Source organism: Sphingomonas sp. Leaf4 (genome assembly GCF_920939515.1).
Lineage (GTDB): Bacteria > Pseudomonadota > Alphaproteobacteria > Sphingomonadales > Sphingomonadaceae > Sphingomonas.
Window position 1 is genome coordinate 529,313 of sequence record NZ_CAKLBB010000001.1, and the last position, 11,803, is coordinate 541,115.

Annotated in this window: 15 protein-coding genes and 1 pseudogene; 7 read left to right on the forward strand and 9 right to left on the reverse strand. The window is 68.2% G+C overall.

The window, feature by feature from the left end; genetic code table 11:
• Positions 1–36: 36 nt before the first annotated feature.
• From hisG to nusB, 3 genes are all read left to right on the forward strand, one after another.
• Entirely contained in the window at positions 37–687 is a 651-nt protein-coding gene (gene hisG / locus LRA89_RS02340; RefSeq protein WP_055758451.1) for an ATP phosphoribosyltransferase, read from the forward strand.
• Complete coding sequence (hisD, locus tag LRA89_RS02345) at positions 684–1,985, forward strand: histidinol dehydrogenase (RefSeq protein ID WP_230768847.1); 1,302 nt, start codon at positions 684–686, stop codon at positions 1,983–1,985. The genes hisG and hisD overlap by 4 nt, the downstream gene beginning before the upstream one ends.
• A 403-nt stretch (positions 1,986–2,388) precedes the next feature.
• Positions 2,389–2,856, forward strand: a complete 468-nt coding sequence (gene nusB, locus LRA89_RS02350) for a transcription antitermination factor NusB (protein WP_055758457.1) — start codon at positions 2,389–2,391, stop codon at positions 2,854–2,856.
• Positions 2,857–2,992: 136 nt separating this feature from the next.
• Here the strand turns inward: nusB and LRA89_RS02355 are convergent, their stop codons facing one another.
• From LRA89_RS02355 to LRA89_RS02370, 4 genes are read right to left on the reverse strand one after another with little or no spacing between them, the layout of a single operon-like run.
• Positions 2,993–3,304, reverse strand: a complete 312-nt coding sequence (locus tag LRA89_RS02355; protein WP_230768848.1) for a hypothetical protein — start codon at positions 3,302–3,304, stop codon at positions 2,993–2,995.
• Positions 3,301–4,203 carry a pirin family protein gene (locus LRA89_RS02360; protein ID WP_055758463.1) on the reverse strand — a complete coding sequence of 301 codons (903 nt, stop codon included), beginning with the start codon at positions 4,201–4,203 and terminating at the stop codon, positions 3,301–3,303. The genes LRA89_RS02355 and LRA89_RS02360 overlap by 4 nt, the downstream gene beginning before the upstream one ends.
• Positions 4,203–4,907 carry a glutathione S-transferase gene (locus LRA89_RS02365; protein WP_055758464.1) on the reverse strand — a complete coding sequence of 235 codons (705 nt, stop codon included), beginning with the start codon at positions 4,905–4,907 and terminating at the stop codon, positions 4,203–4,205. The genes LRA89_RS02360 and LRA89_RS02365 overlap by 1 nt, the downstream gene beginning before the upstream one ends.
• Complete coding sequence (locus LRA89_RS02370; RefSeq protein ID WP_055758467.1) at positions 4,904–5,206, reverse strand: BolA family protein; 303 nt, start codon at positions 5,204–5,206, stop codon at positions 4,904–4,906. The genes LRA89_RS02365 and LRA89_RS02370 overlap by 4 nt, the downstream gene beginning before the upstream one ends.
• Positions 5,207–5,243: 37 nt before the next feature.
• Here LRA89_RS02370 and LRA89_RS02375 point away from each other — a divergent pair, with 37 nt between their 5' ends.
• Positions 5,244–5,867, forward strand: a complete 624-nt coding sequence (locus LRA89_RS02375; RefSeq protein ID WP_230768849.1) for a J domain-containing protein — start codon at positions 5,244–5,246, stop codon at positions 5,865–5,867.
• A gap of 173 nt (positions 5,868–6,040) precedes the next feature.
• Here LRA89_RS02375 and LRA89_RS02380 read toward each other — a convergent pair whose 3' ends face one another.
• The 4 genes from LRA89_RS02380 to LRA89_RS02395 form a co-directional block, all read right to left on the reverse strand.
• Entirely contained in the window at positions 6,041–6,337 is a 297-nt protein-coding gene (locus LRA89_RS02380; RefSeq protein ID WP_055758473.1) for a hypothetical protein, read from the reverse strand.
• 123 nt (positions 6,338–6,460) lie between these two features.
• A complete protein-coding gene (locus LRA89_RS02385; protein ID WP_055758476.1) occupies positions 6,461–6,847 on the reverse strand; it encodes an acyl-CoA thioesterase in 387 nt (128 codons plus the stop codon).
• 164 nt (positions 6,848–7,011) lie between these two features.
• Positions 7,012–8,013: a cobaltochelatase subunit CobS gene (gene cobS, locus LRA89_RS02390; protein ID WP_230768850.1), complete on the reverse strand. Its 1,002-nt coding sequence runs from the start codon at positions 8,011–8,013 to the stop codon at positions 7,012–7,014.
• Positions 8,014–8,160: 147 nt separating this feature from the next.
• Positions 8,161–9,924, reverse strand: a complete 1,764-nt coding sequence (locus LRA89_RS02395) for an AcrB/AcrD/AcrF family protein (protein WP_230768873.1) — start codon at positions 9,922–9,924, stop codon at positions 8,161–8,163.
• Positions 9,925–10,034: 110 nt separating this feature from the next.
• On the opposite strand from LRA89_RS02395, the gene LRA89_RS02400 reads away from it, so the two are divergent.
• The 3 genes from LRA89_RS02400 (at position 10,035) to LRA89_RS02410 (ending at position 11,657) form a co-directional block, all read left to right on the forward strand.
• Positions 10,035–10,454, forward strand: coding sequence for a GtrA family protein (locus tag LRA89_RS02400; protein WP_230768874.1), 420 nt, complete (start codon positions 10,035–10,037; stop codon positions 10,452–10,454).
• Position 10,455: 1 nt separating this feature from the next.
• Positions 10,456–11,181: a class I SAM-dependent methyltransferase gene (locus LRA89_RS02405; protein ID WP_056491931.1), complete on the forward strand. Its 726-nt coding sequence runs from the start codon at positions 10,456–10,458 to the stop codon at positions 11,179–11,181.
• A gap of 95 nt (positions 11,182–11,276) precedes the next feature.
• Positions 11,277–11,657, forward strand: coding sequence for a hypothetical protein (locus tag LRA89_RS02410; protein WP_230768851.1), 381 nt, complete (start codon positions 11,277–11,279; stop codon positions 11,655–11,657).
• Between the two features lie 12 nt (positions 11,658–11,669).
• Here the strand turns inward: LRA89_RS02410 and LRA89_RS02415 are convergent.
• Positions 11,670–11,803, reverse strand: a pseudogene (locus LRA89_RS02415) (IS630 family transposase); the annotation flags it as partial.

The window sequence follows — 11,803 nt, forward strand, 5'->3', positions numbered from 1 at the left end:
GCCCGACCTTCCCCCCAAGTAAAGCCCGCCCAGCCCATGACCGATCCCATCATCATCGCCGTGCCCAAGGGGCGCATCCTCGACGAAGCGATGCCGCTGCTGGCGCAGGCCGGCATCCGGCCCGAGGCCGCTTTTTCCGATCCCGACAGCCGGGCGCTGCGCTTTCGCACCGACCGCGCCGACATCGACCTGATCCGGGTGCGCGCGTTCGACGTCGCGACCTTCGTTGCGCATGGCGCGGCGCAGCTCGGCATCGTCGGGTCCGACGTGCTGGCCGAGTTCGACTATTCGGAGCTGTACGCGCCGGTCGACCTGAAGATCGGCCATTGCCGCATCTCGGTGGCCGAGCCGGCCGACATGGCGGCGACCGACGATCCGCGCGGGTGGAGCCATGTGCGGATCGCCACCAAATATCCCTACACCACCCGCCGCCATTTCGCGGCGCGCGGCGTGCAGGCGGAATGCGTGAAGCTGAACGGCGCGATGGAACTGGCCCCGGTGCTGGGCCTGGCGCCGCGCATAGTCGACCTCGTCTCGTCGGGGCGGACGCTCAAGGAGAATGGCCTCGTGGAAGTCGAGACGATCGCCGAGGTGACGTCGCGCCTCGTCGTCAACCGGGCGGCGTTCAAGACCCGGCCGCAGGTCGTGCCGCTGGTCGAGGCGTTTCGCCGGGCGGTGGCGGCATGATCCGGCTGGATGCGGCGGCGGCGGGCTTCGCCGCCGATTTCACCGCGCTGGTCGAGGGGCGGCGCGAGGCCGACGGCGATGTCGCGCGCGACGTGGCGGCGATCCTGCGGTCGGTGCGCGAGGATGGCGACGCGGCAGTGCGGGCGTTCACGCAGAAGTTCGACGGGCATGATCCCGATGCGACCGGCTGGCGGATCGAGCGCTCGACGTGCGACGCGGCGCTGGCCGGGCTGGACCCGGAACTGCGCGCGGCGCTGGAGTTGGCGCACGAGCGGATCGTTGCCTATCACGCCAAGCAGCGGCCCGAGGATCGCGACGAGGTGGATGGCGCGGGCGTCCGGCTGGGCGCGCGGTGGAGCGCGGTCGCGGCGGCGGGGGTCTATGTGCCCGGCGGCCGGGCGGCCTATCCCTCCTCGGTGCTGATGAACGTGGTGCCGGCCAGGGTCGCCGGGGTCGAGCGGATCGTGATGGTGACGCCGACGCCCAACGGCGAGGTCAACCCGCTGGTGCTCGCTGCCGCCGCGCTGGCCGGGGTGGACGAGGTGTGGCGGATCGGCGGGGCGCAGGCGGTGGCGGCGCTGGCCTATGGCACCGACCGGATCGGCGCGGTCGATGTCGTGACCGGGCCGGGCAATGCGTGGGTCGCCGAGGCCAAGCGGCAGTTGTACGGCGTGGTCGGCATCGACATGGTTGCCGGTCCCTCGGAGATCGTGGTGGTCGCCGATGGCGCGAACGATCCGGCATGGATCGCCGCCGATCTGCTGAGCCAGGCCGAGCATGACCCGACCAGCCAGTCGATCCTGTTCACCGACGATGCGGGCTTCGCCGACCGGGTGGCGCAAGCGGTCGACGCCCAGATCGCCGAGCTGGTGACAGCGAAGGTCGCGCGGGCGAGCTGGGATGCCAACGGGGCGATCGTGCTGGTGCCGACGCTTACCGATGCGATGCCGCTGGTCGACCGGCTGGCGCCCGAGCATCTCGAACTGGCGGTCGAGGACCCCGAGCCGCTGTTCGCGCTGGTGCGCAATGCCGGGTCGGTGTTTCTCGGGCGGTACACGCCCGAGGCGGTCGGCGATTATGTCGCGGGGCCGAACCATGTGCTGCCGACCGGGCGGCGGGCGCGCTTCGCGTCGGGTCTGTCGGTGCTCGATTACATGAAGCGCACGAGCTTCCTCGGGCTGGACCGCGCGGCGCTGGGGCGGATCGGGCCGGCGGCGGTGACGCTGGCGGGGGCCGAGGGGTTGCCGGCGCATGCGCGGTCGGTCGCCATTCGACTAGGTGCACCGGGCGAGGCGTAGCGAAGCAGCGCCGGGTGAGGTGCAGCAAAGCTGCATCGAGCCGTATTAGGCGCTGCCGGCCGGCGGCGCGGGAAGCGCCGTCCGACGGCACGGGCTTTGCCCGTAGCGGGCCGAAGTGGGTGCCGTTCGGGGCGGCGTTGCGGACCATCGCGGCCGACCCACCCTCGGCCCCTCCCTTGTCAGGGAGGGGAGGAATTCCGCCCGAAGTTTACAAAGTTTACACTAACCGCGCAGTTGTTGCGAACGTATCGCAACGCGAAGCGGCGGGCGTGGGGCCGCGCTCGCTTCCCCACAGGATCGACGGTTCAAACAGCGGCGCTCAGCCTGCCCCGGAACGCCGGCTGTAGGAAAGCGCGTTTCGCCCCTCGACTAAGTGGCGCGATGGCCGGTAAAGCGGGGGCATATGAACACCAAGAGCACCCGTCCGCGCGGCGCCCGCCAGGCCCGCGCCGCAGCCCGTCTTGCCGCCGTGCAGGCCCTGTACCAGCATGACATGGAAGCGACGCCGATTCCTGCGCTGCTCCACGAGTTCCACCAGCACCGGCTGGGCGCGACGATCGAGGACGTGGAATATGCCGAGGCCGACGTCCCGTTCTTCGACGATGTGGTCAAGGGCGTCGACGCGCGACGCGCGGAGATCGACGCGCTGATCGCGGGCAAGCTGTCGAGCGGGTGGACGATCGACCGGCTCGACAAGCCGATGCGGCAGATTCTGCGCGCGGGCACTTATGAGTTGCTCGCGCGGGCCGACGTGCCGGTCGCGGCGGTCATCAGCGAGTATCTCGACGTGGCCGATGCGTTCTACGACCGGCGCGAGAAGGGGTTCGTCAACGGGCTGCTCGACGCGGTCGCCAAGGTAGTGCGCGGCTGAGGCTGGCGATCCCGGTATGTGCCACGACTGATCGTCATTCACGCGGAGGCGGGACTCCATAGCCGCCGACGGTCAGGCTGAAGCCGCGACGGTAGCGCGTATGGATCCCCGCCTGCGCGGGGATGACGAGGGCGGATTACCGCATGAATACCGTCGATACGATGGCGAGGACCGTCAGCAGCCCCACGCAGACGTAGCGCAGCGGCCGCCAGCGGATCAGCAGGTACAGGCCGACGACGATGCCGGTCGCGGCGAGCAACAGCATCGCCAGTCCCTGAATCATGCCGGTGGCCATGCCGTTGCCGGCCGGATCGCTGTCGGTGATGCGGGTGTTGAGCCCGATCGCGCCGGCGATGCCGCACCATGCGACGAGCGCCCACATCGCCCAGGTGAGGCCGTTTGGCCGCCACCATGGGCCGGGGTCGTCGGGGAGAACGGGCTCGTTCAAGGATAGCTGACCGTCTTGGGGACTTCGGGGATCGGGATGAATTCGGCCGAATCGCCCGGCACCTTGGGGAAGCGGCCCGCTTTCCAGTCGGCCTTCGCCTGATCGATCCGGTCGCGGCGCGACGACACGAAATTCCACCAGACATGGCGCGGAGTCGTGAACGCCTCGCCGCCGCACAGCATCACTCGCGCGCCGCCCGACGAGCGCAGCGTGGCGGCGATGCCGGGGCGCAGCACGTACAGCGTCATCGGTTCGAGCGTCATCCCGTCGAGCGCGGCGTCGCCATGCGTCAGATACAGCGCGCGTTCGTCGGCATTCGCGTCGATCGGGATCGCGCCGCCGGTGTCCAGCACGATGTCGGCATAGATCGTCGCGGCATATTGGGTGGTGGGGGCGGAGACGCCCCACAGGTCGCCCATCACCACCCGCGCCCGCGCGCCGCCGCTTTCGACCATGGGCAGGCGATGCGCCTCGACATGTTCGAACGCCGGGTCGATCTCTTCCTTGTCCTCGGGGACGGCCAGCCATGTCTGGATGCCCGAGAGGAGCGGGCCGCCGGCGCGTTCGTCGTCCGGCGAGCGTTCGGAATGGACGATGCCGTGGCCGGCGGTCATCAGGTTGACCGCGCCGGGCTCGATCCGGGCGTGGGTGCCCAGCGAATCGCGATGGTCGATCGCGCCGCCGAACAGATAGGTGACGGTGGCGAGGTTGATGTGCGGATGCGGGCGAACGTCGATCCCCTGACCCGGATCGAGTTCGGCCGGCCCCATCTGGTCGAAGAAGATGAACGGGCCGACCATCGTGCGCGTGCGGGTGGGCAAGGTGCGGTGGACCTTGAACCCGCCGAGGTCGTGCGTGACCGGCGCGATCGTCTGAAGAAAGAAGCGGTCGTTTTCCATCAGTCGGCGTCCAGTTCGGGATAATGGCGAAAGATGCCGTCGTTGCTGAACGGCACGCGGCGGTCGCTGGCGAGATAGGCGGCGATGCCGGGCAGTTCGGCCGTCCGGTCGCGGATCATGACCAGTTTGGGATAGCGCGGCTCGAGCGTCGCCATGCGGCGGGGGAAGGCGTAGCGCAGCCCTTCGACCAACTGGAACAGCGAGGTATCGACATGGGTCCAGCGGTGGTCGATCGCCCAGGGACCGCCGTGGCCGGTGATGGCATCCTCGAAATAATCGAGGAATTTGGGCAGGCGCTCCTCGCGGAACTGCCGCGCGGTGCGGGCGGCCTCGGTGCGCTGGCCTTCGTAATATTCACCGGTGCCGACGGGGTGGTGGACGTTATGGATTTCGGCGACGAGGTCGGCGACGGTCAGTTGCAACTGGTTGGCCCAGAGGCGGTCGCGCATGCTGGAGAGGGCGAGGTCGTGGCGTTCGCCGAGATATTGCAGGATGTTGGCGACCTGCGCGATCACCATGCCGTCGAGGTCGAGGAACGGCGGGGCGAGGGGCGCGCGGGCGGCCTTCGCCATGCGCGCCTGCATCGCCGCGATTCCTTCCTCGCGGGCGCAGTCGCAATAATCGATACCGGCGGCTTCCAGCGGCAGGCGGATGAATTCGCCCCGCCCCTGGATCGTCGGCCAATACCATAGCTGATAGTTCAATCGCCCTCTCCCGGTGCGCGGGCGCGGATCGCCAGTGCGTGTATCCGGCTTTGCAATAGATCGGCGAGCGCCCGGTTGACCAGCCGCTGCCGCGCGACGCGCGACTGGCCGGCAAAGATTTCCGCTACGGCATCCACGGAAAAATGACTTTCGCCGGTGCCGTCGTCGCCCATGTGGCCGGCGTGATGATGGCTGTCGTTGGTGACGGTCAGCCGGATCGGATCGAGCGCTGTGCGCAGGCGATCGGCGATGATGTCGGCCAAGGGAGATGCGGCCGGGGCGGTGGTGGTGTCGGTCATCCGCCCTATATAGCCTGTTTTTGCCAAAGGGAGTCGCGTGGCGCGCGAGAAGATCAGCAAGGAGCGTCCCGGCGCACGGTTCCATGGGCGGGTGGAAGCCGATGGCCGCCGGTGCGAGGCGCCGGGATGCGACGAGGCGGGCGAATTCCGCGCGCCGCGCCGCGATGGCGGGCGTCAGGGCGACGGGCCGGGCGGCTATCGCTGGTTCTGTCTGGAGCATGTCCGCGCGTTCAACGCCGGCTATAATTACTTCGCGGGGATGACCGTCGAGGAGATTCACGACGCGCAGCGCCCCTATGCCGGGTGGGAGCGCGAGACGCGGGCGTTCGCGCATGCCGGGGCCGATCCCGCGCCGGCATGGGCCGATTTTGCTGACCCGCTGGAGGCGATCGGCGCGACGATTCGCGGGCGCGCGGCCGAACGCGCGGCGGCGCGGGCCGAGCGGCAGGACGGGCGACCGCTCACTTCGCTCGACCGGTCGGCGCTGAAGGTCATGGGGCTGGCGGTCGATGCCGATCGCAGCGCGCTTCGCAAACGCTATTCGGAACTGGTGCGGCGGTATCACCCCGATCGCAACGGCGGCGACCGCACCCACGAGGCGGCGTTGCAGAAGGTGATCGCGGCGTATCAGCAGTTGCGGACGTCGCGGGCGTTTGCCTGACGCCGCAACGCCCGCCCCCTGGCAGGGAACGGGCGTTGCGTGGCGGTCGATCGATGTCGCGGAACCGTCGTCCCGGCGCAGGCCGGGACCTCAAGCGGCTCCTGTCGCACCCTGTCTCCGGGAGATCCCGGCCTTCGCCGGGATGACGTCTGAATCAGCGTGCGTAGACCGGCTTAGCGCGCGGCGAGCTGGCGCGCGTTGTTCAGCGGCTTGGCGATGCGGAAGCGGACTTCGCGGCCATCGACGTTGCCGGTGACGAGACGGTCGCGGACGACGAAGCGGAACGGTTCGCCGCTGTTCTTGATCGTGCCGGCCAGTACGGTCGCGCCATCGGTGGTGGTGGTGCTGGTATAGTCGAAGGTGTAGCCGTTACGCTCGATTTCGTTCGCCTGTGCGGCGAAGGTGGGGACGAGCAGGCCGGCGGCGACGATGGCGACACGAACGGCGGCGGCAGCGAACAAAGCGCGCATGGGGTATTCTCCGGGCTGGGGGGTGACGCTTCGTCGCGTCGTTTCGTTGCCGGAGTTATGCCGCGGTGCAGCGTCATGCTGCAAATGCGAAGGTTCTCATCGCAATTGCATAAAACGAAATCGTTATTCGGGGAGGAAGCGATGGACCACGTCGCGCGCCAGCCGCGCCGGGCGCCGCGTGATCGCGTCGAGCGAGCACCAGGTGCTCTTGACCTCGACCAGCACTTCGCCACCGCGTTCGATCAGCGTCGAGAAATAGGCGCGCACGCCCTCCACCCGTTCGGCGACGACGGTCGCGACGATCGTGTCGTCGAGAAAGGCGGGGCGGCGGTAGGTGATCTCGTGCTTCAGCGCGACCCACAGGTGCTGCGCGACCGCTTCGGCCGGGGCGACCCGTTCCCAATAGGCGACGACCGCGTCCTGCACCCACGAGAGGTAGACGGCATTGTTGACATGACCCATGTGGTCGATGTCGCCGGGAGTTACCGCGACCGGGTGCTGATGTGCCATTAAAACACGCTGCGCGTTACTGACATGGTTGTCAATGGCAAGCGGCTCCCCTCCCTGACAAGGGAGGGGTTGGGGGTGGGTCGGTTCGAGGCGGGCGTTGCGGTTCCTCGCAGGCCAACCCACCCCTGACCCCTCCCTTGTTCAAGGGAGGGGGATAAGGAGAATCAACGCTTCGCCACCACGCTTTCGGGCAGGTCCTTGCCGAACACCCGCTGGTAATATTCGGCGACCAGCGCGCGTTCGGCCTCGTCGCATTTGTTGAGGAACGACAGGCGGAAGGCGAAGCCGACGTCGCCGAAGATCAGCGCGTTCTGCGCCCAGGTGATGACGGTGCGCGGGGACATGACGGTCGAGATGTCGCCGTTGACGAAGCCACGCCGCGTCATGTCGGCGACGCGGACCATCTTTTCCACCGTCTCCTTGCCGCCGACCTTGTCGTACTCGCCCGATTTGGCGAGCACGATGCGCGCCTCGGTCGCGGCAGGCAGGTAGTTGAGCGTGACGACGATGTTCCAGCGGTCCATCTGACCCTGGTTGATCTGCTGCGTGCCGTGATAGAGGCCCGAGGTGTCGCCCAGACCGACCGTATTGGCGGTGGCGAACAGGCGGAAATACGGGTTGGGGCGGATCACGCGGTTCTGGTCGAGCAGCGTCAGCTTGCCTTCGGTTTCCAGCACGCGCTGGATGACGAACATCACATCGGGGCGGCCGGCGTCATATTCGTCGAACACCAGCGCGGTCGGCGTCTGGAGCGCCCATGGGAGCAGGCCCTCGCGGAACTCCGTCACCTGCTGCCCGTCCTTGAGCACGATCGCGTCGCGGCCGATCAGGTCGATGCGGCTGATATGCGCGTCGAGGTTGATGCGGATGCACGGCCAGTTGAGCCGCGCGGCGACCTGTTCGATGTGCGTCGACTTGCCGGTGCCGTGATAGCCCTGCACCATTACCCGGCGGTTGTGCGCGAAGCCGGCGAGGATCGCGAGCGTGGTGTCGGGATCGAACACATAGGCCGGATCGGCATCGGGCACGCGCTCGTCGGCGACCGAGAAGGCGGGCACTTCGAGATCGCTGTCGATGCCGAAGACGTCGCGCGCCTTCACCATCCGGTCGGGCGCGGCGAGGATCGTGGTGTCGCTGGACTGGGGAATGGTGTCGGTGATGCTCATGCGGGCCTTTCGCTGCCCCGGCGGGGGCGGTCGCGCGTCTGATAGGACGAACCGGGGGTGCGGCTCAACCGGGTTGGTCGGTCCTGACGAACCGATGGGGCGGGGGCGGGTTCCGTTTCCTGCTCCCCTCCCTGACAGGGAGGGGAGTTAGTAGCTGATTCGCCACAGCTTCAACGGCGACCCCTTGGGCAGCGCCACCGGGGTCAGCCATGCCGGCACCTGATCGTGCGCCAGCCGGTCGTAGAAGCCGCCGGGCGAGCGCGCGCGGTAGACCGTCGTCTCCGCCATGTTGGGGCAGGTGAGCAGATAGGTCGCGCCGTGCCGCCGGGCGATTTCGCGGAACTGGTCGGGTGGCCCCTGAAACGCATGATGCACGTCGAGGATCGCGTCGCCGTTGCGGTGATACGGCCCGGCGATGCCGTCGTGGTGCGTCGCGACGATCAGGCGCGGGCCGAGATCGACATGGGTGAACATCACCGCCTTCGGCAAGCGGTTCAGCGCCTGGAGCGCGGGCAGGCTGCCGCAGCGGGCGCCGGCGCGCAATACCACCTTCGTCCGGTTGTCGGGCGGGTCGATCTTCAATCGCTGGACGATGAGGCTGACGGCGGTGCTCGACAGCAGCAGCAACGCCACCACCGTGCCGCCGACGCGGACGAACACGCTGCGATGGGTCAGCAGCCACGGCACGACGATCCATGCCAGCGCGACCATGCCGGGCACCGCCAGCAACTGCGCGGCGGGGCCGGAGCGAATCTGCCAGAACAGCATCGCGACCGCAAAGGCGGTGAACAGCGTCACCGCCGCCCAGCCGACGACACTGGGCGAGCGCCGCGCCCGCCACGTCGCGAAGAGTGCGCCGAGCAGGCCTATGATCGGCCCGGTCACGATCGGCAGGATCGTGCGCCACGGCATGGTGTAGAGCGGTTTGGCCTCGCGCACGTTGTTGAGCCACGTGCGCGCCAGTTCTTCCGATACGCCTTCGGGGCGCGACAGGCACTGCGGGAACAGCGTGGCGAAGGCGGCGGCGAGCGCCCCGCCGGCGATCAGCCCCAGCACCAGCCGCACGGCCAGCCGATCGATGCGCAGCGCCGAGAGGCCCACCAGCAGCGCGCCGCCCGCGACCACCGCCGACAGCCACACCGGGGTCAGCGCGTCGCAGCGCATCGCGTAATTGGCATTGGACGCGAACACCACGAAGCCGAGGCCACTCGCCCCGGCCAGCGTCGCGCCATAGACCGCGAGCCGCCGCGCCTCGCCCCGGTCCCAGACCCAGCGAAGCGTCACGATCGCCCCGGCCATGCCGCAATAGGGCAGCAGTTCGAGGCCGATCGTCAGCGACAGCGCCGACGACAGCCCGACCGCCAGCCCGCCGCGCGCCTGCTTCGGATCGGCGAGGCCCGCGACGGTCCATGCGAGGCAGGCGAGCTGCCAGCCGTGATGGTCGATCCGTTCGGGCATGAACATCAGCAGCGTCGACGAACAGCCCAGCAGGAACGCCACCGCCAGCGGCCACGCCAGCGGCGCGACCAGCCGCCGCACGCTCACCGACAGCGCGACCAGCGCCACCCCCATCGGCAGCAACGGCGCGATGCCGACCGCCAGCCGTTCGGCCCAGACCGCGCCGGCAAAGGGCTTGAGCAGCAGGAACAGCCCGGCGATCGGCAGGTCGACCAGCCGCGACCAGTGGATGTCGAGGCCGGTGGGCGGGTTGAGGCGATACTGGCGCAGGTCGTACCAGCCCTGTCCGTTCAGCCAGCTTCGCACCTGCATCAGCCGCATGTTGTCGTCGGTGTCGGACAGCGCGAGCCAGTGGACCGCGTTCCACCGCTGCCACAGGAACCATGCCGCGATCGTCACCCACGCGAGCAGCACCCAGCGCAGCCAGTGCCGGTCGAGGTCGCTCCAGCGCATCCGTCGGTCGTTCAAAATCGCTTCCCCCCGCGCGCCGCAGCTTATACGGCGCGGACTGGTGATCGCTCGCGCTCTATCGGATGGCGCGCAAAGGACAAGACGTGCAGGGAATGACCGGACGGATCGACGCGATGCGAAGCAGCGGGGTGCTGGGGCAACTCGTGCGGTTCGGCATCGTCGGGGTGCTGTCGACCGCGATCTATTCGGCGGTCTATCTGCCGCTGGTCTATTGGGTGTTGCCTGAGGGCCGCGCGTTCCTCGCGGTGCCGCCCGCGTTCCTCGTCGCCGCCGCCTTCGGCTTTTTCGCGCATGGCCGCTGGAGTTTTCAGGGGCACGGCAGCCGCGAGGCGGGCGCGGTACAGCCGGTCAAGTTCATGGTGGTGCAGGGGTTCGGCATGATGCTCAACGCGCTGTTCACGCTGGTGCTGGCCGACTGGATGGGGTGGGCGCAGTGGGTGCCGCTGATCCCGGCGATGCTCGTCACCCCGTTCGCTACCTTCGCGCTCAATCGTACATGGGTATTCGGATAAGATGGACCGCATCGTCTATGACCGCATGGCGGCGCATGATTCCACCCACTGGTGGTATCGCGCGCGGCGCGACATTCTCGCCGACTATGTCGCGCGCTATGCCGGGTTGAAGCCGGGGTCACGCATCCTCGAGATCGGTTGCGGCACCGGGCACAACCTGCCGATGCTGGGCGCGTTCGGCGAGGTCGAGGCGATCGAGATCGATCCCGCCGCGCGCGCCATCGCCAGCGAGCGGCTGGGCAAGCCGGTGGGCACCGCGCCGCTGCCGACGCTGGACGGCGTGACCGGCCGCTACGACCTGATCGCGGTGCTGGACGTGGTCGAGCATATCGAGGACGATGTCGCGACGTTTCGCGGCATGGCCGAACGGCTGGCACCGGGCGGCAAGATCCTGGTCACTGTGCCGGCGCATCAGTGGATGTGGAGCGCGCACGACGTGGTGAACCACCACCACCGGCGCTATTCCAAGGCGACCTTGGCCAAGGCGATTGCGGATGCCGGATTGAAGCACAACGGCCTGCGCTATTTCAACTCGCTGCTGTTTCCCGCTGCCGTCGCGGCGCGGGTGGCGGGCAAGCTGACCGGCAAGGACGACAGCGACGATTCGCCCCCACCCAAGGTGCTCAATACCGCATTCGAGGCGATCTTCCGGCTGGAGCGGTTTCTGGTCGGCCGCGTGCCGTTGCCGCCGGGATTGTCGATCGTGACGTTGGTGGAGCGAGGGTAGGGAAGTCGCTCGAAATACCCGAACATGATTTGGTTTGAGACAGGTTGCCTGCCGGCTTCTTCACGATACGGTATGGCATGCCTTCCTGCACTCGCATGTCAGCGATTTTGCTCCTGCTGGGAGCATTCGGCTTGGCCGCTTGTGGTGGCCAAGAGGCGTCGGGAAAGGAATTTGGCCGTTTCGTTGCGCCGGACGGCCAGCGCGAGATCGTCCGGATGTGGGACGTAAGCGACGATGCGACGGTGAGCCCTGCAACGAAATTCTTCCTCGTAACGAAAGGCGACGCCCCACGTCTGGGCACGAGGATCGCCGTCCTGGACCGGGTCTGCTCGACGAGCGTTCGATGGATCGACGGTAGCACCGTCGAGATCGGCTATCGGGCCCGGACAGAAGTGGAAGACCGCAGCATCCGATTGTGGAACCCGGTTCGCGTCGACCTGAAATGGCTTGGGCGAAACCCGGCTGCCGGCTGCTAGAGCAGATTCCGTTCAGTACGCATCGTATCCGGCAGCGGCGAAGTAGTTGGCGCACTCAGCGGGCGTGTAGGTGTCGATGGCGGCGCCGATGGCGCGGGACAGGTCGTCGACGGTGCGCGCAGCAGCTTTACGCAGGAGTGCTTTCA